Source organism: Massilia sp. 05N420 (assembly GCF_056397205.1).
This window is the reverse complement of the sequence record NZ_JBFTMX010000022.1, coordinates 21118-43440: the sequence shown is the minus strand read 5'-3', so window position 1 is coordinate 43440 and position 22323 is coordinate 21118. Positions and strand designations below refer to the sequence as shown.

The window sequence follows — 22323 nt, the reverse complement described above, 5'->3', positions numbered from 1 at the left end:
TAGCATAAAACAACGCCCCTGGACCGAATCTCACGGTCCAGGGGCGTTTTTACTTCCGGTTAAATCTAACCGATTATTTCGCGTTCATCAGCGCGACGGTGGTATCCAGCATGCGGTTGCTGAAGCCCCACTCGTTGTCGTACCACGAGGAGACCTTCACCAGACGGCCCGAGACCTTGGTCAGGGTGGCGTCGAAGTTCGACGAGGCCGGGTTGTGGTTGAAGTCGACCGACACCAGCGGCTCGGTGTTGTAGGTCAGGATGCCTTTCAGCGCGCCTTCCGAAGCGTCCTTCATGATCTTGTTGATTTCTTCGACAGTCGTGTCGCGCTTGGCGATGAAGGACAGGTCGACGATCGACACGTTGATGGTCGGCACGCGGATCGCGTAGCCGTCCAGCTTGCCGTTCAGTTCCGGCAGCACCAGGCCGACCGCGGCGGCGGCGCCGGTCTTGGTCGGGATCATCGACTGGGTGGCCGAACGGGCGCGGCGCAGGTCTTCGTGCATCACGTCGGTCAGCACCTGGTCGTTGGTGTAGGCGTGCACGGTGGTCATCAGGCCGGTTTCCAGGCCGATGGCGTCGTGCAGCGGCTTGACCAGCGGGGCCAGGCAGTTGGTGGTGCAGGAAGCGTTCGAGATGACGGTATCGGTGCTCTTCAGCACGTCCTGGTTCACGCCGAAGACGATGGTGGCGTCGACATCCTTGCCGCCCGGGGCCGAGATGATGACTTTCTTGGCGCCGCCCTTCAGGTGGGCCGACGCCTTTTCCTTGGTGGTGAAGAAGCCGGTGCACTCCAGCACCACGTCCACGCCCAGCTCGCCCCACGGGATTTCGGCCGGGTTACGCTGCGCGAACACGCGGATCTTGTCGCCGTTGACGATCATGGTATCGCCCTCGACCACGACGGTGCCCGGGAACTTGCCGTGGGTGGTGTCGTAACGGGTCAGGTGGGCGTTGTGCTCGGCGTTGCCGAGATCGTTGATCGCCACGATCTGGATGTCCTGCTTCTTGCCGCCTTCGTAGAAAGCGCGCAGCACGTTGCGGCCGATGCGGCCATAGCCGTTGATTGCTACTTTGATCGTCATGTTTACTCCTGATTGAAAAAAATCTTATCGTCGAAGCATAGCGCGAGACGCTTGCCGCGCAGGCCGTCTCCGGGCCCGCGCGGCATCTACATCAAAACTCAAACCAGCACGGACTTGACCTTGCCGACCACGTTCTCGACGGTGAAGCCGAAGTACTTGAACAGCACCGGGGCCGGGGCCGATTCGCCGAAGGTGTCGATGCCGACCACGGCGCCTTCCAGGCCGACGTACTTGTACCAGAAGTCGGTCACGCCGGCCTCGACGGCCACGCGAGGAATTCCCTTGCCGAGGACGGCGGCCTTGTAGGCGGCGTCCTGGCGGTCGAACACGTCGGTCGACGGCATCGAGACCACGCGCACGGCGATGCCCTGGCCGGCCAGCGTAGCGGCGGCGTTCACGGCCAGCTCGACTTCCGAACCGGTGGCGATCAGCACGGCGCGCGGATTGTCGGCGTCGCGCAGGATGTAGCCGCCCTTGGCGATGTTGGCCACGGTGGTGGCGTCACGCTCCATGAACGGCAGGTTCTGGCGCGAGAAGATCAGGGTCGACGGGCCGTCCTTGCGCTTCAGGGACTCGCCCCAGGCCACCATCGATTCGGTGGTGTCGCACGGACGCCAGTTGTCCAGGTTCGGGATCAGGCGCAGCGAGGACACGTGCTCGACCGACTGGTGGGTCGGGCCGTCTTCGCCCAGGCCGATCGAGTCGTGGGTGAACACGAACAGCGAGCGGATCTTCATCAGCGCGGCCATGCGCAGCGCATTGCGGCTGTAGTCCGAGAAGGTCAGGAAGGTCGCGCCGAACGGGATGTAGCCGCCGTGCAGGGCGATGCCGTTCATCATGGCGGCCATGCCGAATTCGCGCACGCCGTAGTTGATGTGGTTGCCCGGGGTGCCCGAACGGACCGGGATCGATTCCTTCCAGTTGGTCAGGTTCGAGCCGGTCAGGTCGGCCGAGCCGCCCAGGAATTCCGGCAGCACGCCGGCCAGCGCCTGGATCGCGTTCTGGCTGGCCTTGCGGGTGGCGATGGTTTCCTTCTTCTCCAGCGTCGCGGCGATGGCGGCGGCCAGGGTTTCCTCGAACTTGCCCGGCAACTCGCCCTTCATGCGGCGCTCGAATTCGGCGGCCAGTTCCGGGAATTGCGCGCGGTAGCCGTCGAACAGCTTGTTCCACTGGCCTTCGTCCTCGGCGCCTTTCTGCTTGTGGTCCCATGCTTCATAGATCGGGGCCGGGATGTCGAACGGGATCGCATCCCAAATCAGGTGTTCGCGCACGGCCGCCACTTCCTTCTCGCCCAACGCGGCGCCGTGCACCTTGTCGCCGCCCTGCAGGTTCGGCGAACCCTTGCCGATGATGGTCTTGCAGCAGATCAGGGTCGGACGGTCCGAGGTCTTGGCCTTGGCGATGGCGGCATCGACGGCTTCGACGCTGTGGCCGTCGACGTCCGGGATCACGTTCCAGCCGTAGGCCTCGAAGCGCTTCGGGGTGTCGTCGGTGAACCAGCCTTCGACCTTGCCGTCGATCGAGATGCCGTTATCGTCGTACAGCCAGATCAGCTTGTTCAGGCGCAGGGTGCCGGCCAGCGAGGCCACTTCGTGCGAGATGCCTTCCATCAGGCAGCCGTCGCCCAGGAAGGCGTAGGTGTGGTGGTCGACCACGTCGAAGCCCGGACGGTTGAATTCCTTCGCCAGCAGCCACTCGGCCAGCGCCATGCCGACTGAGTTGGCAATGCCCTGGCCCAGCGGGCCGGTGGTGGTTTCCACGCCCGGCGTGATATGCACTTCCGGGTGGCCCGGGGTCTTCGAGTGCATCTGACGGAAGTTGCGCAGGTCGTCCATCGACAGGTCGTAGCCCGACAGGTGCAGCAGCGAATAATGCAGCATCGAACCGTGGCCGTTCGAGAGCAGGAAGCGGTCGCGGTTCATCCACCCCGGATTGCCCGGATTGTGGCGATAGTGGCCGTCCCACAGCGCAACGGCGATCTCGGCCATGCCCATCGGCATGCCCGGGTGGCCGGAATTGGCTTTCTGGACGGCGTCCATCGCCAGCGCACGGATCGCGTTGGCCATCAGGGTGGTGGTTTGAACTGGTTTCATGGATGTGGTAAGTCTGAGGATTGGAAAGCGGTGGTGCTGCAATGCATGAGCACTGCTGGTCTTAACCGGGTATTTTACCAGAGCATGCCGGCGAAGCCTTAAAATGCCGACTTCTTATATAGAGAGCTTGCCGTTCATGCCACGTTTCTACTGCCCCCAGCCGCTCATCGAAGGCGCGATCGTCGACCTGCCGGAAGCCGTCGCCCACCACCTGCGCGTCGTGCGCCAGCAGCCGGGGGACGAGGTGGTGCTGTTCAACGGCGAAGGCGGCCAGGTTCGCGCGCGCCTGCGCGAGATCGGCAAGCGGCGCGCCAGCGCGGACGTGGTCGCCTTCGAGGACGTCGATGTCGAACTCCCCTACCCCGTCACCCTGGCCCAGGGCCTGCCCGAAGGCAGCACCAAGATGGACTGGATCGTCGAGAAGGCGGTCGAACTGGGCGTGGCCGCGATCCAGCCGCTGGCGGCGGCGCGCTCGGTGGTCAAGCTGTCGGGCGAGCGCGCGGAAAAACGCCAGGCGCACTGGGAAGGCGTGATCGTGGCCGCGTCCGAGCAGAGCGGCCGCAACCGGCTGGCGCGGCTGGCGCCACTGCAGGATTTCGGGCGCTATATCGCGCAGCCGCCGGACCAGCCGCGGATTTTACTGTCGCCGCGGGCGACGCAATCGCTGGCCGGCTGGGCGCGCGCCACCGCGCCGCAGCCCCTCACCTTCCTGATCGGCCCCGAGGGCGGTTTCAGTGTCCAGGAAGAGGATGCCGCCATCGCTGCCGGCGCACTGGCGTTGTCGATGGGGCCGCGGGTGCTGCGCACCGAGACCGCCGGGCTGGCGGCGCTGGCGACCTTGAACGCTGTCTGGGCTGAAGTATAAAAAAAGCCCACGGCGAACCGTGGGCTTGCGCTGGCCGGTCGGGCTCTCACCCGACCATGACAATTACTTGAACTTGTAGTTGTACTCGGCGCTGAACTTCATCGAACGCGGTGCCGAGAAATAGATCGGCATTTCGTACGTAGCGACGCGCGCGCTGTCGCTGTTGTAGCTTTCATCAACCTTGGTGACGGTCTGGCTGTTGAACACGTTGAAGATGTCCGCACGCAGCGACAGGCCTTGCAGGAACTTCGGACGGTAGGTCAGGTTCAGGTCGACAGTCTTTTCCCAAGGCAGGCGGCCGAGGGAACCACGCGGCGACAGCACATTGTTTTCGGCAACGTCGCCGAAGCAGTAGTGCGCGGCGCTGCTGTAGTCGCCACCGCGATGCAGCGGGTCGGTGCCGAAGCACGAGCGCGGACGGCCCGATGCCAGCAGCAGGTTGCCGCCGATGGCCAGTTCAGGCGTCAGGTCGTAGAAACCGAAAGCCTTGATCTGGTGCGTACGGTCGTTCGGCAGCAGGCCATCTGCGCCGATCATCTGCTCCGGGTAATCCCAGGTCTGGGTTGCTGCGACGTCGGCCTGGGCGGTCGAGGTATCCGACAGGGTCTGGCCTTCGGTATTACCCTTGTTGCGCGACAGGGTATAGGTCAGGCGTGCCCACCAGCCATTGCGGTACGGGTGCTCGAAGGTGAAGTCGAGTGCCGCGTACGAACGCGTCGGCTTGTCGAAGCCCAGGTCGGCCTTGCTCAGGTGAACCTGGGTGTAGTTCTTGTTGCCGGCATAGTCGACCAGGAAGTTGTTGTCTTCACCCGGATTGAACGTGGCGCAGCCGAAGCCGGCATAGTTCGAGGTGTCGATGTTGTGGGCCACGGCATAGGCGTCGATCGGACGCGAATCGCAGAAGTCGTCGATGGTCGACTTCAGCTTGCGGTAGGTGAACTTCATGCCGAAGGTGTAGTCCGGGGTCAGCTGGCGTTCCAGGCCCAGCGTGATCTCGTCCTGGTAAGCCGGCTTCATGTCCTGCGCGGCGACGGTCTTCGGATCCTTGGCCTGGCCGAACTCGTTGTTGTTCGACACCGGCTGGAGGATGCGCTGGGTACCGGTCGGCAGGCCGTTCGCATCGGTGCCGGTGTAGGTGAAGTACTCGAAGGTGTAGGTCGAACCGTTGGCGCCGCGCAGGGCAACCGAGCTCGGGATCGGCACGGTGTAGCGGCCGGCGCTGCCGTAGACCTTGAACGAGCTGTCGCCGTTCACGTCCCACGCCACGTTCAGGCGCGGCAGCCACTGGTTCTTCATCTCGATGTACTTGGCGCCGTCCTGGTTGGCGTTGTAGAAGCCTTCACGGCGCACGCCGGCGGTCAGCAGCACATCCTTGGTCACCTGCCAGCGGTCTTCCAGGTACTGCGCGTCCTGGCCGGCAAAGGCGTTCGAGTAGGTCTTGTAAACGATGTTACGGACGTAGTAGCCTTGCGCAGCGATGCCGCCATAGGTGTTCAGCGGTGCCGGCAGGACGCCGCCCGACACGACCAGCGGCGTGGTCACGTTGCTGGTCTTCTGGTATTGCCAGAGGCTGCCGCCGGCATAGCCGACGCCGGCGGACTGCGTCACGATCTTGTTGTTGTCCACGCCGCCGCGGATGGTGTGGTCGCCCAGCTTGTATTCGAGGTCCAGGCGCTTCGACTGCACTTCGTCGCTCGATCCGCTCAGCGGCACCGTGCCGGTGACCTTCTGGCCGCTGGTGTAGTTAAAGCCAGGATAGCGGTTGGCCGTCGCTGCCGACACCTGCGGCAGGGTCGGATCGTAGCCGGTCGGCTCATAGATGTGTTCCGACTTCATCTTGCCGTACAGGGCGTTGATGGTCAGGTTGTCGGTGATGTTGCCGACGTAGCGCAGGCTGTTGAACTTGCCGCCATTGTTCTGGTCCGGGCCGAATTCCTGGTGGTTCGAAGCGGTGACGGTCGAACCGATCGCGCCGGTCGCGTAGTCGTAGGAACGGGAAGAGGCATCCGATTTCGGCAGGTCACCGATGGACGTGAATTCCAGGCGGTGATTGTCGTTGATGTTCCAGTCCAACTTGCCCATGTAGCGGTTGTTGGTGGTTTGCGTGTCACGCCAGCCCGCGGTGGCCAGGTTGGTCGCGCTGATGGCGCTGGCGACCGCGTGCTGGTCGCTCCGGGTCTGCTCCAGCGCGACGAAGCCGAACAGGGTGTCCTTGATCAGCGGGCCGCCAGCGTAGGCCGAGTACTGCTTCTGCTCCAGTTCGTTCTGCGAACGGCGCACGTACAGGGTGCCGTCGGTGGCCGGGAAGGCGCCGGTGTTCGCGTAGTAGCGGTCGCGGTACTTGGCGCGGGTCGACGACGGGGTGATCGCCGCGTAGGCGCCGGCTTCCCAGGTGTTGGTACCGGATTTGGTGGTGATGTTCACCACGCCGCCGATCGAACGGCCGAATTCGGCGCCGTAGCCGCCGGTCAGCACCGATGCCTGGGCGATCGCACCGAACGGCAGCTCCATCGCGCCCAGGCCGGTCAGCGGGTTGGTCACGGTCATGCCGTTGATGTAGTAGGCATTCTCGGTGGCCGCGCCACCGCCGAAGCTGGCGCCGGCGCCATAGCTCGGGTCGCTGCGAGTGGTGTTCGGGGCCAGCTGGATGATGGCGTCGACGTTGTGGCCGATCGGCAGCTTGTCCAGTTCACGTGCGGTGAAGGTGGCGCCGTTGACGGAGCTCGACACGTCGATACGGGTACGGCGTCCGCTCACCTGCACCGTTTGCACGGGGCCATTCGCGAAGAAAGCTTCGACGCCCTGGCCTGCGATGACTTCGAGCTGGGTGGTGCTGACGACGTTTCCGCCTTTCATCAGGGTAGCGGTATAGCTACCGATCGGCAGACTGGTAGCGCGGAAGTTACCGCCTGCATCCACCGCGGTCGTACGGGTCGCGTTCGTGCCGGTGTTCTTCAGGACGACGGCATCTCCACTGCCGGCCGCGATCTTGCCGAACACGGCGCCTGACGCATTCGACTGCGCCATTGCCGGCTCGACGACGCCAACGGTCAGCGCAACCCCTCCAAATGCCAAGGCCAAGGCATGAACTAATACGGATTTCTTCAACATGTGATTCCCTTATTTTCGATTCAAACAGTCTTGTAGACCGTTTCTTTTTAAATCACGGCCCCTACCCACTTTGTATTGACACCTGTATTTATAGGGATCAAAATAGGGCGCCCATTTCTTTGGTGCACAAAGATAATGTTTTGCCATAAAAACATATGCATTCTTTCAATGTCAATTTTCTTTACGTATTGACATCGCATTGCCGCAGCCAAAATTTGATGCACCAATTTGGTGCAAATCAATATCGCCAGCATGCTGCGTCGCAGTATGCCGGCCGAGCCGGTTTACCCCCGTGATTTGATTTTTTGCTATTTTCGGGTAACGATCGCCGAAGTTAGCAAGAATTAAAGAGCCGCTGTTCCGTATTGCGCCCCATGCGGCGCAACAATCTGGTGCGTATGGCGCACTTTACCGAAGCAAATTCGGCAAACCCAATGTAAAAATCATGCGGCTTGCATATACAAATTATGCAATCGACATGTCTGATTGCTGCAACAAGCAAAAAAAAATGCCCCGGCGAACCGGGGCATTTTTGCTTCAGGCTAGGCTGATTAGAACTTCTTGTCGTACGACACGGTCAGGCGAACCGAACGCGGCTGGGTGTAGCTCAGCGGGGTCTCGTAGGTGTTGCGGATACGATTGCCGCTGTTGTAGCGCTCTTCCACGTTCTGCACGGTCTGCTTGTTGAAGACGTTGAACAGGTCGACCCTTGCCTGCAGGCCCGGCAGGAAGTCAGGCTTGTAGGCCATGTTCAGGTCCAGGTTGATATCCCACGGCAGGCGGCCGATGCTGCCACGCTGATGGACCGTGTTGTGCGGCACGTCCGAACCCAGGCACCAGAAGGACTGGTTGGCGTAGTTCGGCGAGTCGCCCGGCTGTGCCGAAGTACCGATACAGCTGCGCGGACGGCCCGATGCTGCCAGGAAGTTGGCGCCGGCGATCCATTCCTTGGTCACGTCATAGAAACCGTAGGCCTTGATCTGGTGGGTACGGTCGTTCGGCAGATAGCCGTAGGCGCCGACCATCAGCTCCGGGTAGTCCCAGGTCGAGGTCGCCGACACGTCGGTCTGGGCATTGTCCGACTTCACCTGGCCTTCGGTATTACCCTTGTTGCGCGACCAGGTATAGGTCATCTTGCCGTACCAGCCGTTGCGATACGGGTGCTCGGCGAACAGGTCGAGGGCGGAGTAGGTGCGCTTCGCCTTGTCGAAGCCCATGTCGGCCGCGCTCAGCGGAACACGGGTCAGCTTCGAGGTATCGCCCGAGAAGTCCACCAGGAAGACATTGGCCTCGCCCGGGTTGAAGCTCTGGCAGGTATTGCCCCACAGCGGGTTGGTGATCGCAATGTTGTTGGCCTTCGCATAGCGCTCGAACGGACGCACGTCGCAGAAGTCGTCGATGGTCGCGCCCAGCTTGCGGTAGGTGAACTTGGCGCCGAAGTTCAGGTTCGGCGACCAGGCACGTTCGAAGCCCAGGCTGATCTCATCCTGGTAGGACGGTTTCATGTCGAGGGCGGCGAGGGTCGCGGTGACCTTGTCCTGGCCGTACTCGTTGTTGCCCGAGAGCGGCGGGGTCAGCTGCACCAGGCCGGTCGGGGCGCCGTTGGCGTCGACGCCGGTATAGGTGAAGTACTGGTCGGTAAAGGTCGAACGGCCGGCGCCGCGCACCGAGATGTGGGTCGGGATCGGCACCGAGTAGCGGCCCAGGGTACCGTAGACCTTCAGGCTGGCGTCGCCATAGACGTCCCAGGCAGCGGCGATACGCGGCTGGATCTGGTTCTTCATCTCCAGGAAGGTCACGTGCGCGTCGTTCTGGTTCTTGAACGATTCGCTGCGCAGACCCAGGGTCAGCAACACGTCCTTGGTGACCTGCCACTTGTCTTCCAGGTACAGCGCGCTCTGCTCGCTGAAGGAGTCGGTCACGGTCGAGAACAGGTCCTTGGCCACGTAGTAGCCCTGGGTGCCCAGGCCGCCGCCGGTCGCCGGCGCCGGCATGGTGCCGCCGGTCACGTCGACCGGTGCGTTCGGGGTGTCGGTACGGTAGTAGATCCAGGTACCGCCGCCGGCCTTGAACTCACCGGCCTTCAGCGACGAGATCTTCGACTGGTCGAAGCCGCCGCGCAGGGTGTGTTCGCCCAGGCGGTATTCGAGGTCCAGACGGCCGTTCTTGACGATGTCCTTCGAGCCCGGCGCCAGGATATTGCCGGCGATGACCTGCGGGTTGGTGTAGGTCAGGCCCGGCGCGCGCACCGACGGGTCGGAGGTGGTCGAGAACACGTTCGGGTTATAGCCGACGAAGGCGTTCTCGTGCTTCGACACCGAACGACCGTACAGCGCGGTCACCGTGAAGTCCTGGGTGATGTTGCCGGTGTACTTGCCCATGTTGACCACGGCGCCATTGTCGTTGACGTTGTTCAGGGTCTGTTGCGAGGTGACGTTGCCGGTGCGTTTCTTGTTCGCGAAGTCGAAGCCGCTGTCGGTCAGGTTGCGCTCGGGCGTGTCGCCGATATTGGTGTACTCGAGGCGGTGGTCGTCGGTGATGTTCCAGTCGAGCTTGCCCATCCAGCGCTTGACCTTCTTGTCGTCGTCGCGCCAGCCGTTATTGGCCATCGACGGCGAGATGCGCTCCAGGTTGACATAGCCGCGCTGGCGGTCGTTGTATTCGGCCGACACGAACATGAACAGCTTGTCCTTGATGATCGGACCGCCAACATAGGCGCCGTAGGTCTTCTGCGTCTGGGTGTTGTCGTGCTGGTAGAAACGGATGGTGCCGTCGGTTGCCGCGTTATAGGTCTGGTGCGTATTGCCGTAGTAGATGTCCTTCTCGCGGGCGCGCAGGCTCTCCGGCTCCCACATCGCCATGGCGCCGGCTTCCCAGGTATTGGTACCGCTCTTGGTGATGATGTTCAGCACGCCGCCGACCGAACGGCCGAATTCGGCGCCGAAGCCGCCGGTCAGCACCTGCGCCTCGGCGATTGCGCCGTAAGGCAGCTGGGACGCGCCCAGGCCGGTCAGCGGGTTGGTGACCGGGAAGCCGTTGATGTAGTACGAGTTTTCCGATGCGGCGCCGCCGCCCATCGAAGCGCCGCCGGAGAAGCGGGAGTCGACGCGGGTGGTGTTCGGGGCCAGCTGGATGATGGCGTTGATGTTACGGGCGATCGGCAGCGCCGCCAGCTGGCGCGCATTGAAGGTCGCGCCGCCGGTGGAACTGGTGACGTCGATGGTGCGGCGCTGGCCGGTGATCTGGACGGTCTGCACGCCGGCGGCCGGCGCGAAGACGGCTTCCGAATTCGAGCTGACGCTGGCGTCGACGTCGACCGACGACACCACGGTGTCGCCACGCACCTGGGAAACCTTGTACGTACCCGGCGGCAGTGCGGTTGCCTGGAAACGACCCTGGGCATCCGGCGTCAGGACACGGCGCAGGCCGGTCGCAGGGTTTTCGACCACGACCTTGACGTCGCTGCCGGCCGTGGTGCGGCCGTAGATGCTGCCGGTGGCGTTCGACTGCGCCATTGCCGGTTCCATCACGGCAACGGTCAGCGCGGCGCCACTGAATGCCAGCGTCAACGCATGTACTAAAACTGTTTTCTTAAGCATGTGATTTCCTATTATGGGTAGTACGTTTTGAATCACTCAACTAGCCAGATCGAAAACTTCTCTCTCTAATTCGCCCGCAAGCGAAGGCCRTATCCTTCTTTCGTTAAGGATATGTACACACATAGAAACATGGCGATTCTGCAACTGTCAATTGCCGGAAATTGCCTGATGACCGCAGCGTAATTACAAAAAAATCGTGCACCGAAAGAGGGCATGCCGATATGCACAATTGTGTGGCGCAGCAATACAAACGCTTCCGACTACACCAGGCATCCGCATGCTTGAAAAAACCTCAATAAAATCAAGTCAATACATATACATATGCGTCAATACCATGCGTCTTGAGTTTATTGCAGCGCGGTATTTGTATATACAAAATTCTTATATCAAGAAATAATGCACCGTTATGGTGCATTCAAGAATTTTGTCTGGAATTTGTCAAATGTTGGGCCGGTGCAACGTCGGGGGCATGCAGCGGACATATGGCGGACACCCGGCGGACATGCAGCAGACATGGCGCCCGGCCCCGGCAAGGCATGGAAAACGGACAATGCGGACAGGGCATTTTGCCGCCGGCCCCGGCGGGTTACAATAGAAGGTTGAACCGACCAAGCGTTTGCTAGCGACGACCCTACCATGTTGAGAATTGCCGAATTAAAACTTCCCCTCGACCATACCGAGCCCCAACTGCGCCAGGCCGTGCTGAAGCGCCTCGGCATCGCTGAAGACGAACTGATCGACTTCACCGTGTTCAAGCGCAGCTATGACGCGCGCAAGCGCAGCGCCATCGTGCTGATCTATGCGCTGGACGTGGAGGTGAAGAACGAAGCACAGGTACTGGCCCGCATGCGCGACGACCGCCAGGTCATGCCCGCCCCCGATACCGGCTACAAATTCGTGCAGGCCGGCAAACCGGCCCCCGGCATGCCGCGCCCGATCGTGGTCGGCCTGGGCCCCTGCGGCCTGTTCGTGGCCCTGATCCTGGCCCAGATGGGCCTGAACCCGATCGTCCTGGAGCGCGGCAAGATCGTGCGCGAGCGCACCGTCGACACCTTCGGCTTCTGGCGCAAGCGCAAGCTGAACACCGAGTCGAACGTGCAGTTCGGCGAAGGCGGCGCCGGCACCTTCTCGGACGGCAAGCTGTACAGCCAGATCAAGGATCCGAAGCACTATGGCCGCAAGGTCCTGTCCGAGTTCGTGAAGTCGGGCGCGCCGGAAGAGATCCTGTACGTCAGCAAACCCCACATCGGCACCTTCCGCCTGGTCAAGATGGTGGAGCAGATGCGCGCCGAGATCCTGTCGCTGGGCGGCGAGATCCGCTTCGAGACCCGCCTGGAAGACGTGCTGGTCGAAGGCGAAGGCGACAATCGCCAGGTGGTCGGCGTGCGCCTGGCCTCGGGCGAGGAAATCCCGACCCGCCACCTGGTGATGGCGATCGGCCACAGCGCGCGCGACACCTTCCAGATGCTGTACGACCGCGGCGTTTATATAGAAGCGAAGCCGTTCTCGATCGGCTTCCGCGTCGAGCACCCGCAATCGCTGATCGACGCCTGCCGCTTCGGCCCGAACGCCGGCAACAAGATCCTCGGCGCGGCCGACTACAAGATCGTGCACCACGCCTCCAACGGCCGCAGCGTGTACAGCTTCTGCATGTGCCCTGGCGGCACGGTGGTCGCCGCGTCCTCGGAAGAAGGCCGCGTGGTCACCAACGGCATGAGCCAGTACTCGCGCGCCGAGCGCAACGCCAACAGCGCGATCGTGGTCGGCATCACGCCGGAAGACTATCCGGGCCACCCGCTGGCCGGCATCGCCTTCCAGCGCGAGCTGGAGTCGCGCGCCTTCGTCCTCGGCGGCAGCAACTACGATGCCCCGGGCCAGCTGATGGGCGACTTCGTGCGCGGCGTCGCGTCCACCGAATTCGGTTCGGTGGTCCCGTCCTTCAAGCCGGCCGTGCACCTGACCGACCTCGCCACCGCCCTGCCCGACTACGCCACCCTCGCCCTGCGCGAAGCCTTCGTCGCCTTCGACAAGCAGATCAAGGGCTACTACAAGGAGGACGCGGTGCTGACCGGGGTCGAGACCCGCACCTCCTCGCCGATCCGCATCAAGCGCCGCGACGACAACCTGCAGAGCCTTAACACCCGCGGCCTGTACCCGGCCGGCGAAGGCGCCGGCTACGCGGGCGGCATCATGTCGGCCGCGGTGGACGGCATCCGGGTCGCCGAAGCGGTCGCCCTGTCGATGGCCGGCTGAGCGTGGCGTCCGAGAGCAAGGACGGCGCCGCCATCCCGGTGCTGGCGATCGCAGCAAGCATGGTCTCGACCTACGCCGGCGCGGCCTTCGCCAAGCACCTGTTCCCGCTGGTAGGAAGCGAGGGCGTGGTCGGGCTGCGCGTCGGCCTGTCGGCCCTGCTGCTGGCGGGATTCGCCCGGCCCTGGCGCGCCCTGCCCTCGCGCGCCGACCTCCCCTGGCTGCTGCTGTACGGCCTAGCGCTCGGCTCCATGAACCTGCTGATCTACCGTGCGTTCTCGCGCATCCCGATCGGCATCGCGGTCTCGATCGAGGTGATGGGACCGCTCGCCGTGGTGCTGCTGTCCTCGCGCCGCGCGCGCGACTTCGCGTGGGTGGCCTGCGCCGGCTTCGGCCTGTGGCTGCTGCTGCCGCTGCGCGGCTCCAGCGCCGCCCTCGACCCGGTCGGCATCGCCTATGCGGCCGGCGCCGCCTTCTGCTGGGCGCTGTACATCGTGTTCGGCAAGCGCGCCTCCCAGGCCCGGGGTTCCGGCATCGTCGCCTGGGGCATGCTGGCGGCCAGCGTCTTCATCGTGCCGATCGGCGCCCACTACGCGGGCAGCGCCCTGCTCTCGCCCTTCGTGCTGGCGGCCGGCCTGGCGGTGGCGGTGCTGTCCTCGGCGGCCCCGTACACGCTGGAGATGATCGCGCTGCGCCGGCTGCCGCGGCGGGTGTTCGGCATCCTGGTCAGCTCCTCGCCGGCGGTGGCCGCGCTGGCCGGCTTCGTGGTGCTGGGCGAGCGCCTCGCCCCCGGCCAGTGGATCGGGATCGCCCTGGTCATTCTCGCCTGCGGCGCGACCGCGGCCAGCGCATCGGACTGACCTTCGCTTGAGGTTCGCGTGTAGACTAGGCTTGTTGCCACTTCGACCACATTCTCCATGCGCAAAACCTTCCTTTCCAGCTGCCTGGCCCTGGCCATCTGCGCCCCATCCGTGGCCGCCGAATACACCCTGCCCGCCACGCCGCAAACGGTGGCCTGGGGCTACTACTCGGGCCAGTCGAAACCCGTCCTCACCGTCCATTCCGGCGACACGGTCCGCATGCAGGCCCTGTCGACCTGCGGCTCGCCCGAGCGCATGATCGCCAACGGGGTCAGGGCGGAAGACATCCCGCCCTACACCGCAGCGATCTATAACGAGGTCAAGGAAAAGGGCCCGGGCGGGCATATCCTGACCGGGCCGGTGGCGATCGCGGAAGCGGAGCCCGGCGACGTGCTCGAGGTGCAGATCCTGAAAGTCGACCTGGACGCCRATTTCGCCTGCAATGTGTTCGGCGTCGGTTCCGGCTTCCTGCCGACCGACTATCCTTACGGCCGCTACAAGGTGGTCCCGCTCGACCGCAAGAAGATGATCGGCCATTTCGCGCCCGGCATCGAGATCCCGCTGCGGCCCTTCTTCGGCAGCATGGGCGTGGCGCCCGCCGGCGGCAAGATCGACACCGCGCCGCCCTTCGTCCACGCAGGCAATCTGGACAACAAGGAGCTGGTGGCCGGAACCACCCTCTACATCCCGGTGGCGGCGAAGGGCGCGCTGTTCCAGGCCGGCGACGGCCACGCGGCCCAGGGCAACGGCGAGGTCGACATCACCGCGCTGGAGACCTATCTGTCGGGGACCTTCCGCTTCGTGGTGCACAAGGACCGCCGCCTGATCTGGCCGCGCGCCGAAACGCCGACCCACTACATCTCGATGGGCTTCTCGAAGGACCTGAAGGAAGCGACCACCCTGGCGCTGCGCGACATGATCGCGTTCCTGATGGAGGAAAAGAAGCTGTCGCGCGACGACGCCTACATGCTGTCCAGCGTGGCGGTCGACATGGAGATCACCCAACTGGTGGACGGCAACGTCGGCGTGCATGCCATGCTGCCGAAGAAGATCTTCAGCGCGAAACGATAAGCCGCGCAGGCATGAAAAAACCCGCCGCATCTGCATGCGGCGGGTTTCGTCGTTTACACGCTTACCAGGACAGGATTTAGAACTGGTAGGTCGCGCTCACGTAGCCGGTCTGGCCGTGCGGATCGTACCAGGTCGGATCGTAGCCGGTCTGGAAGTAGGAACCACCAGTGATGACTTCGGTCGGCTTGCGGTTGAACAGGTTCTTGACGCCCGCGGTCAGGGTCAGGTTCTTGATGCCGCCGTAGGTGCCCTGCAGGTCCCAGGTCGAGAAGGCGCCGACGTGCTGGGCGACCGGCAGGTCCGCGTCCGCGCGGGCCGCATCCCAGTAGCCCGACTGGAAGTTGTTGGTCAGCGCGAGGCCGAACTTCTTGTACTTCCAGTCCAGGGTCAGCTGATCCCTCCAGCGGAAGATGATGCCGCCGTTGGAGACTGCGCTCAGCACGTTGCCGTCCTTGTCGATGGTGGCGGCGACGCTGCGCTGCACGGTGCCGTCGGCCAGGGTCAGGTCGTACTTCGAGGTGTAGGTACCGTTCAGGCGCAGGTTGAAGTTACCGTAGGTCGGGCTCTTCAGCAGTGCCCAGCGCAGGTCGAGGTCGACGCCTTCGGTCTTCACGCTGCCGGCGTTGATGTTGGTGCCGACGATGTTGGTGATGTTGCCTGCGGAATCACGGGTCACCAGGCCGGTGTAGGCCGGGTTGCCGGCAGCCGCCTGGCCCAGCGTGAACGACGGCGACAGCGTGGTCACCAGGTTGTTCACGTTGATCTTCCACCAGTCGACGGCGATCGACAGGCCCTTGACCGGGTCGACGACGATGCCCAGCGAGGACTGTTCCGACTTCTCCGGCTGCAGCTTCGGGTTGCCGCCGTAGGTCTGGTTGAACTGGCCGAACTGGCCGGTGACCGGGTCGGTCAGGTTGGCGCTGGTGCCGATGGTCTGCTGGTTCATCAGCTCAGGCAGCGACGGCTCGCGGAAGCCCTTGCCGTAGGAGCCGCGCAGCAGCACCTGCGAGATCGGCTGCCAGCGCAGGCTGACCTTCGGGTTGGTGGCGCTGGCGTTCGGGTAGCGGTCGTGACGGACGGCCAGGTCGGCTTCCAGGTTCTTCACGATCGGGACGATGGCTTCCGCGAACACCGCCGACGAATTGCGCGATGCCGACAGCGGCAGCTGGGCGCCGCCGTAGCCCGACACGTCGCCGCTCTGGTAAGCCGCGCTCGGGTTGATCGCCAGGTTCTCGTCGGACATCGAAGCGCCGACGGCGAACTTCACCATACCGGCCGGCAGCTGGTACAGGTCGCCCGAGATGCGTGCGTTCAGGGCGTCGTTGCGCAGCACGGCGTTCATGACCGGACCGACGTAGTTGGTGCCGTAGATCTTGCGCGCCAGGTCGGCCGACTGGTACTGGACCAGCGGGTTGAAGTCGGGGTTGTTGCTCAGCAGCTTGACCAGTTCGGTCTGGCGCTGGTAGCCCTGGATCGCGCGCTCGGTGACGTCGCTCGAGTTGTGGGTGTAGGCGACGTCGTAGTCATAGCCCTTGACGTTGCCGCGGAAGCCCAGCACCAGGTGCGATGCGATCGCGGTGTCCTTGGCGATGCGGTCGCCGCCGTCGAAGGCGCGGTAGCTGACGGTCAGCGGCTGGCCGTTGACGCCGGCCGCGGTGGCCAGGGCGGTCGGGTAGTACTGGCTGTTCGGCGAGACGACGATGGCCGGGTACTGGTTGTTGGTCGCGAAGGCCGGGTCGGTCGACAGGAAGGAGGCGCTGTACGGCGAAGCCTGCGCCTGCTGCGTGGTCTCGTTGCGCGACACGAAGCCTTCCATGAAGAATTCGGCGTTGTCGTTCAGCTTGAAGCGGAAGTTGCCGCCGATGTTGGCGCGCTTGGCCGCCGGCACCAGGTTCACGTACGGCGAGCTGTCGAAGCGGCATTTGCCGAGGTTGGCGTCCCAGGCGCTGCCGTTGGCCGCGCAGTTGGCCTGCGACAGGCCGTGGCCGATGCCGGTGCCGATCGAGTTCAGCGAATTCGGGACCACGCCCATGGCGTTCGGGGTGGTGGACGGATCGAAGGTGCTGTACGCGCCGCTCGGGGTGGCGCTGGCGTCGCGCAGGCCGTTGTTGTTCCAGGCGTTGCGCGCATAGTCGCGCTGGCGGCCGAAGATGGCGTCGTCCTTGCTCACGTCGGCCGACAGGGTGATGTTGTAGCGGTCACTGTCGAAGTCGCCCCAGCCGCCCAGCAGGCTGGCCTTGTGGGTCTGGCCGCCGCCGTAGCGGCTGACGCTGGTGTAGGCAGTGGCTTCCACGCCCTGGTAGTTCTGGSGGGTGATGAAGTTGATGACGCCGCCGATCGCATCGGAGCCGTACACGCCCGAGGCGCCGTCCTTCAGGACTTCCACGTGGTCGATCGACGCCAGCGGGATCGCGTTGACGTCGACGGCAGTGCCGTCGGTGGCGTAGTTGCCGAGGCGGCGGCCGTTGACCAGCACCAGGGTCTTGCTCGAGCCCAGGCCGCGCAGGCTGGCGCTGGACATGCCGTAGGTCGACTGGCCCGCGCCTTCGGCCTGGTTGGTCGCGCCGGCCATGGCGTTCGAGGTCAGGGTGGTCAGCAGTTCGGCGGTGTTGGTGGCGCCGCTGCGCTTGATGTCGGCGGCGGTGACCATCTGCACCGGCAGCGCGCCTTCGACGTCGGCGCGCTTGATCGAGGAGCCGGTCACTTCGACGCGGGCGATAGGCTTGGCGGATTCCTGAGCCGACTCCTGCGCCAGCGCCTGGCCGAACATGCCTGCGCCAACGGCACCGGCGAACATGACGCGCACGGCGCGCGACAAGGTTTTTTCTTTGAACATGGATGTTTTCCCAAACGATGATGAGATGTCGCTGGCTTGGGAAGATCAAGGTCGCCCAAGTCGGCGGACTGAATAATGATCGCCGGCTTGAGCATCGGTCAATATTTACACTGCTCGGAAGACATTTTCGCAACAGAACATTTAGTAACAATTGTAAGGTTGCTGAACAACGTATGGTTCGTTCCATTTGCTGCATAGCAATAAAAAAGGCGCTCAAGGCGCCTTCTTTCGGATTTTTTCACATTTTCATGACGTTTTCATGACGTTTCCCATGATTACAGCCATCCAGCCTTGCGGAAACGCCGATACAAATAGACACATACCGCAATCATCACGCCGAGGGCCATCGGGTAGCCCCACTTCCATTCCAGCTCGGGCATCACCTTGAAATTCATGCCCCACACGCCGGCGAAGGCGGTGAAGACGGCAAAGATCGCGGCCCAGGCGGCCAGCTGTTTATTCACCTCGCTCTCGTCGATCGAGACCATGGCCAGGTTCACCTGGATCGCGGTGGCGATGGTGTCGCGGATGCTGTCGAGGCGGCCGGCGATGCGGATCAGGTGGTCGTGGACGTCGCGCAGGTAATCCTGGACGCCGGTCGCCAGCGCCGGCGCCCGCCCGCCCAGCAGCGAGCCGACGGCATCCACCAGCGGGATCACGGCATGGCGCAGCTCCAGGCCCTTGCGCTTGAGCTGGTACAGGCGCTCGACGTTCTGGCGCTGGGCGCCGTGGGTGAAGATGCGGTCCTCGATGGTTTCCAGTTCGGATTCGAGCATGTCGACCACCGGGAAGTAGCGGTCGACCACGGCGTCCATCAGCGCATACATCACGAAGCACGAGCCCATGCTCAGCAGGTGGGGTTCGCGCTCGGCGCGGGCGCGCACGCCGAGGAAACCCTTGACGGCGTCGCGCCGCGCCGACAGCACGTAATTCGGGCCGGCGAAGATCGCGAGTTCGCCGGTGACCAGGGCATCGCCCTCGAGGTCGACCGTGTGCACGATGGTGAACAGGCTGTCGCCGTATTCCTCGATCTTGGGCCGCTGGTGGCCGCGGGCGGCATCCTCGACCGCCAGCTCGTGCAGGCCGAACTCTTCCTTCATCTGCACCATCTCGGCGTCGGTGGCATCGCGCAGCGCGACCCACACGAAGCAGCCGGGGCGCTCCAGATAATCACTGATGTCCTCGACGGGGATGTCGGAGAGTTTTTTACCTTCCTGGTAGGCGACGCAGTTGATCAGCATGCCAACAGTTTATCACGTAGGGTGGGCGCTCCCGCGTCCACGCGGACGCTACCCCGCCGCCGTCCCCGCGTACCGCTTATTCGTCTTTGGCCCCATCAATCCCCAGCTCGGCAATCTTGCGCGTGATCGTATTGCGCCCGATCCCCAGCCGGATCGCCGCATCGTTCTTGCGTCCGTGGGTATGCTTGAGCGCCGTGCGGATCAAGGCCGTTTCGAACTGCTTGCCCAGCACGTCCATCACCTCGACCTGGCCGTCGGACAGCATGCGCGCGGCCTGCAGTTCGAGCAGGCCGATCCAGCCGTCGGCGGCGGCCGGCGCGGCTGGCGTCATCGCCGGCAGGATGCCGCTGCCGTCCGTGCTGCCGTACAGGGGGCTCGCCGCCGGCGCCGGCATCGCCACCACCGGTGCCATGGCCGCCGCGGGCAGCGCCTGGGCCTGGGTCGTCAGGTCGCGCGGCAGGTCCTTGACCTCGACGGTCTGGCCGGGCGCCATCACGGTGATCCAGTTGCACAGGTTTTCCAGCTGGCGCACATTGCCCGGCAGGTCGAGGCTGGAGAGGAAGCGCTGCGCATCCTCGCTCAGCCGCTTGGGCTCGACGCCCAACTGGCGTGCGCTCTGCACCAGGAAGTGGCGCACCAGGATGGGGATGTCTTCGCGCCGCTCGCGCAGGGACGGCAGCCGCAGCCGGATCACGTTCAGGCGGTGGTACAGGTCTTCGCGGAACAGGCCGTCGCGCACGCGCTGCTCCAGGTTCTGGTGGGTGGCGGCGATCACGCGCACGTTCGCCTTGACCGGCTGGTGCCCGCCCACGCGGTAGAAGTGGCCGTCGGACAGCACCCGCAGCAGGCGGGTCTGCAAGTCGAAGGGCATGTCGCCGATCTCGTCCAGGAACAGGGTGCCGTTCTCGGCCTGCTCGAAGCGGCCGCGSCGCATCGCCTGGGCGCCGGTGAAGGCGCCGCGCTCGTGGCCGAACAGTTCGGATTCCAGCAGATCCTTCGGGATCGCCGCCGTGTTCAGGGCGATGAAAGGCTGGGAAGCACGCGGGCTGTGCTTGTGCAGGGCGCGCGCCACCAGCTCCTTGCCGGTGCCGCTCTCGCCCGTGATCAGCACCGTCACATTCGATTGCGACAGGCGGCCGATGGCGCGGAACACTTCCTGCATCGCCGGCGCCTGGCCGAGGATCTCGGGGGTCTCGCTGGGCACGGTCTCGACGCTCGCTTCGCGCAGGCTTTCCTCGAGGGCGCGGCGGATCAGGGCCACCGCCTTGTCGATGTCGAAGGGCTTGGCCAGGTATTCGAAGGCGCCGCCCTGGAAGGAAGCGACCGCGGAATCGAGGTCGGAGAAGGCGGTGATCACGATCACCGGCAGGCCGGGATGCTTTTCCTTGACGGCGGCCAGCAGGTCGAGGCCGGATTCGCCCGGCATGCGGATGTCCGAGACCAGGACTTGGGGCGTATCTTCCTCGAACGCGGCCAGCGCCTCGCGTCCGCTGGCGAAGCTCCGGGTTGCGAGGTTCTCGCGCGCCAGGGCTTTTTCCAGCACCCAGCGGATCGATGCATCGTCGTCGACAATCCAGATTGGTTTCATTGGTTCAGTGCTTCCCGCATAAGTACATCCATCGTTGGACCGCGGCCGCACCATCCCGGCGCTTATGGCAGCGGGATCAGGATGCGGAAATCCGTCAGTCCAGGCCGGCTTTCGCACTCGATCAGCCCCAGGTGCTGTTGCACGAAGGTCTGCGCCAGCGTCAGCCCGAGACCGCTGCCGCCGTCGCGCCCGGAGACGAGCGGATAGAAGATGCGGTCGCGGATATCGGGGGCGATGCCCGGTCCATTGTCGATGATATGCAAGTCTAATGCCAGCCCGTAACGAACCTTGGCCAGGGTGACCTGGCGCGCCACCCTGGTGCGCAGCACGATCTCGGCGTCGCCCGCGGCAATCCGCTCGCGCAGGGCCTGGGCGGCGTTGTGGACGATGTTCAGCACGGCCTGGATCAGCTGCTCCTTGTCGCCGCGGAACTCGGGAATCGAGGCGTCGTAGTCGCGGCGGATCGCCAGGCCGGACGGAAATTCGGCCAGCACCAGGCTGCGCACCCGCTCGCAGACTTCGTGGATGTTGACGTCGCCGACGATGTGGGGACGGCGGTGCGGCGCCAGCAGGCGGTCGACCAGGGTCTGCAGGCGGTCGGCCTCCTTGATGATGACCTGGGTATATTCGCGCAGCGAGGCATCCGGCAGTTCGAGCTCGAGCAGCTGGGCCGCGCCGCGAATGCCGCCCAGCGGGTTCTTGATCTCGTGCGCCAGGTTGCGGACCAGTTCCTTGTTGGCCTGGCTCTGGTCGAGGATGCGCTCCTCGCGGTCGAGCTTGAGCTGCTGGACGTTCTCGCGCAGCTCGACCATCACCTCCTCTTCACCGGCGGCGCTGACGATCACGTGCACGTGCAGGGGCTCGCGTCCGCTGCGCTGCAGGGTCAGGTCCTGGCGCAGGTCGGCGTACTTGTGCGCCCGCGCCTGGCGGCACAGCGCATCCAGTTCCTCGCCGTTGGTGAAGAGTTCCGCCAGGGTCTGGCGCGACAGCGATTTCACCGACACCTCGAGCAGGTGCTCGGCGGCCGGATTCGCGTAGCGCACCTGGCCGGCGGCATCGGTCACCAGCACGCTGGATGCGAGCAGGTCGAGACCGGCGAAGCGCTCGTGGTTCGGCGTCATGTCAGCGGGTATTGGGTCAGCGGAAATTGGGTCAGCGGATATTGGCGATCTCGCGCTTGATCGCTTCGATGTTCTTTTCGGCGCGGCCGATATCCTCGCGCATCTGGGCCACGCGCTCCTGGTACTTGGCGTAGTTGCGCTCGTTGCCCTGGCGTTCGGGCTCGCCGTTGTTGAAGTCGCGCTTGAGGTCGGCCAGTTTCTTTTCTTCGGCGCGCAATTCCTCGTCGAGGATGGCGCGGCGGTCGTCGTCGCGGGCGCGCTGGGTGGCGTTGTCGACGCGCGGGAAATTCGCCGGGCTGGAGGCCGCGGCCGGCGGACGGCTGGCGCCCTGGCGCATCGTCACAGCAGGATTCGCGGCCGGGGCGCGGGTCGGCGCCGGCGTCGAGATGGCGCCGGAGACGATCGAATCGACCACCTTGCAGTTGCCGGTATTGGTATCGGTGTACAGCACGCGGCCTTCCTTGTCGACGCAGCGGTAGACGACGGATTGGGCGAAGGCCGGGACGGCCAGCGCGAGCGCCAGGTAGATGCCGGCCAGGCGCAGGCAAACGGCAGAGCTTGTCATTCGCATCAGGTCAGTCGGCACGATGTGCCTGGTTGGGAA

The 22323-nt window shown here is 64.3% G+C and carries 13 protein-coding genes; 4 read left to right on the top strand and 9 right to left on the bottom strand.

Going from position 1 to position 22323, the window contains the following annotated elements; translation table 11 throughout:
• Positions 1-73 precede the first annotated feature (73 nt).
• Together gap and tkt are read right to left on the bottom strand one after the other, a co-directional pair.
• Positions 74-1084, bottom strand: a complete 1011-nt coding sequence (gene gap / locus AC1DIX_RS16000) for a type I glyceraldehyde-3-phosphate dehydrogenase (protein ID WP_442122697.1) — start codon at positions 1082-1084, stop codon at positions 74-76.
• Between the two features lie 98 nt (positions 1085-1182).
• Entirely contained in the window at positions 1183-3177 is a 1995-nt protein-coding gene (gene tkt, locus AC1DIX_RS15995) for a transketolase (protein WP_477325639.1), read from the bottom strand.
• A 136-nt stretch (positions 3178-3313) separates the two neighbouring features.
• Here tkt and AC1DIX_RS15990 point away from each other — a divergent pair, with 136 nt between their 5' ends.
• Positions 3314-4042, top strand: coding sequence for a 16S rRNA (uracil(1498)-N(3))-methyltransferase (locus AC1DIX_RS15990; RefSeq protein ID WP_477325637.1), 729 nt, complete (start codon positions 3314-3316; stop codon positions 4040-4042).
• A gap of 63 nt (positions 4043-4105) precedes the next feature.
• Here the strand turns inward: AC1DIX_RS15990 and AC1DIX_RS15985 are convergent, their stop codons facing one another.
• Positions 4106-7069 (bottom strand): TonB-dependent receptor, encoded by a 2964-nt coding sequence (locus AC1DIX_RS15985; RefSeq protein ID WP_442122694.1) that lies wholly within the window; start codon positions 7067-7069, stop codon positions 4106-4108.
• Positions 7070-7704: 635 nt separating this feature from the next.
• Entirely contained in the window at positions 7705-10752 is a 3048-nt protein-coding gene (locus tag AC1DIX_RS15980) for a TonB-dependent receptor (RefSeq protein ID WP_477325635.1), read from the bottom strand.
• A gap of 636 nt (positions 10753-11388) precedes the next feature.
• Here AC1DIX_RS15980 and AC1DIX_RS15975 point away from each other — a divergent pair.
• Genes AC1DIX_RS15975 through AC1DIX_RS15965 form a run of 3 tightly spaced genes read left to right on the top strand, consistent with a single transcriptional unit; the run spans position 11389 to position 14933 of the window.
• The gene (locus AC1DIX_RS15975) at positions 11389-13005 is read left to right on the top strand and encodes an NAD(P)/FAD-dependent oxidoreductase (protein ID WP_477325633.1); all 1617 of its coding nucleotides are present in this window, start codon (positions 11389-11391) and stop codon (positions 13003-13005) included.
• 2 nt (positions 13006-13007) lie between these two features.
• The gene (locus AC1DIX_RS15970; RefSeq protein ID WP_477249852.1) at positions 13008-13862 is read left to right on the top strand and encodes an EamA family transporter; all 855 of its coding nucleotides are present in this window, start codon (positions 13008-13010) and stop codon (positions 13860-13862) included.
• A 57-nt stretch (positions 13863-13919) separates the two neighbouring features.
• Positions 13920-14933 carry an acetamidase/formamidase family protein gene (locus tag AC1DIX_RS15965; protein ID WP_477325631.1) on the top strand — a complete coding sequence of 338 codons (1014 nt, stop codon included), beginning with the start codon at positions 13920-13922 and terminating at the stop codon, positions 14931-14933.
• 76 nt (positions 14934-15009) lie between these two features.
• Here AC1DIX_RS15965 and AC1DIX_RS15960 read toward each other — a convergent pair whose 3' ends face one another.
• The 5 genes from AC1DIX_RS15960 to AC1DIX_RS15940 all read right to left on the bottom strand — a co-directional run bounded on the left by AC1DIX_RS15960 (position 15010) and on the right by AC1DIX_RS15940 (position 22284).
• On the bottom strand, positions 15010-17769 hold the full coding sequence (locus AC1DIX_RS15960) for a TonB-dependent receptor (RefSeq protein WP_477325629.1): 2760 nt from the start codon (positions 17767-17769) through the stop codon (positions 15010-15012).
• Positions 17770-18044: 275 nt separating this feature from the next.
• Entirely contained in the window at positions 18045-19010 is a 966-nt protein-coding gene (gene corA / locus AC1DIX_RS15955; protein ID WP_442122687.1) for a magnesium/cobalt transporter CorA, read from the bottom strand.
• A 76-nt stretch (positions 19011-19086) separates the two neighbouring features.
• On the bottom strand, positions 19087-20598 hold the full coding sequence (gene ntrC, locus AC1DIX_RS15950; protein ID WP_477325627.1) for a nitrogen regulation protein NR(I): 1512 nt from the start codon (positions 20596-20598) through the stop codon (positions 19087-19089).
• Between the two features lie 62 nt (positions 20599-20660).
• Complete coding sequence (gene glnL, locus AC1DIX_RS15945) at positions 20661-21719, bottom strand: nitrogen regulation protein NR(II) (RefSeq protein ID WP_442122685.1); 1059 nt, start codon at positions 21717-21719, stop codon at positions 20661-20663.
• Between the two features lie 31 nt (positions 21720-21750).
• Positions 21751-22284 (bottom strand): DUF4124 domain-containing protein, encoded by a 534-nt coding sequence (locus AC1DIX_RS15940; RefSeq protein WP_442122684.1) that lies wholly within the window; start codon positions 22282-22284, stop codon positions 21751-21753.
• Positions 22285-22323 lie beyond the last annotated feature (39 nt).

What these genes read in the sequence shown, in the direction of transcription:
- gap (WP_442122697.1), bottom strand. Translation starts at nt 1,084, where the DNA reads ATGACGATCAAAGTAGCAATCAACGGCTATGGCCGCATCGGCCGCAAC.
- tkt (WP_477325639.1), bottom strand. Translation starts at nt 3,177, where the DNA reads ATGAAACCAGTTCAAACCACCACCCTGATGGCCAACGCGATCCGTGCG.
- AC1DIX_RS15990 (WP_477325637.1), top strand. Translation starts at nt 3,314, where the DNA reads ATGCCACGTTTCTACTGCCCCCAGCCGCTCATCGAAGGCGCGATCGTC.
- AC1DIX_RS15985 (WP_442122694.1), bottom strand. Translation starts at nt 7,069, where the DNA reads ATGGCGCAGTCGAATGCGTCAGGCGCCGTGTTCGGCAAGATCGCGGCC.
- AC1DIX_RS15980 (WP_477325635.1), bottom strand. Translation starts at nt 10,752, where the DNA reads ATGCTTAAGAAAACAGTTTTAGTACATGCGTTGACGCTGGCATTCAGT.
- AC1DIX_RS15975 (WP_477325633.1), top strand. Translation starts at nt 11,389, where the DNA reads ATGTTGAGAATTGCCGAATTAAAACTTCCCCTCGACCATACCGAGCCC.
- corA (WP_442122687.1), bottom strand. Translation starts at nt 19,010, where the DNA reads ATGCTGATCAACTGCGTCGCCTACCAGGAAGGTAAAAAACTCTCCGAC.
- glnL (WP_442122685.1), bottom strand. Translation starts at nt 21,719, where the DNA reads ATGACGCCGAACCACGAGCGCTTCGCCGGTCTCGACCTGCTCGCATCC.
- AC1DIX_RS15940 (WP_442122684.1), bottom strand. Translation starts at nt 22,284, where the DNA reads ATGACAAGCTCTGCCGTTTGCCTGCGCCTGGCCGGCATCTACCTGGCG.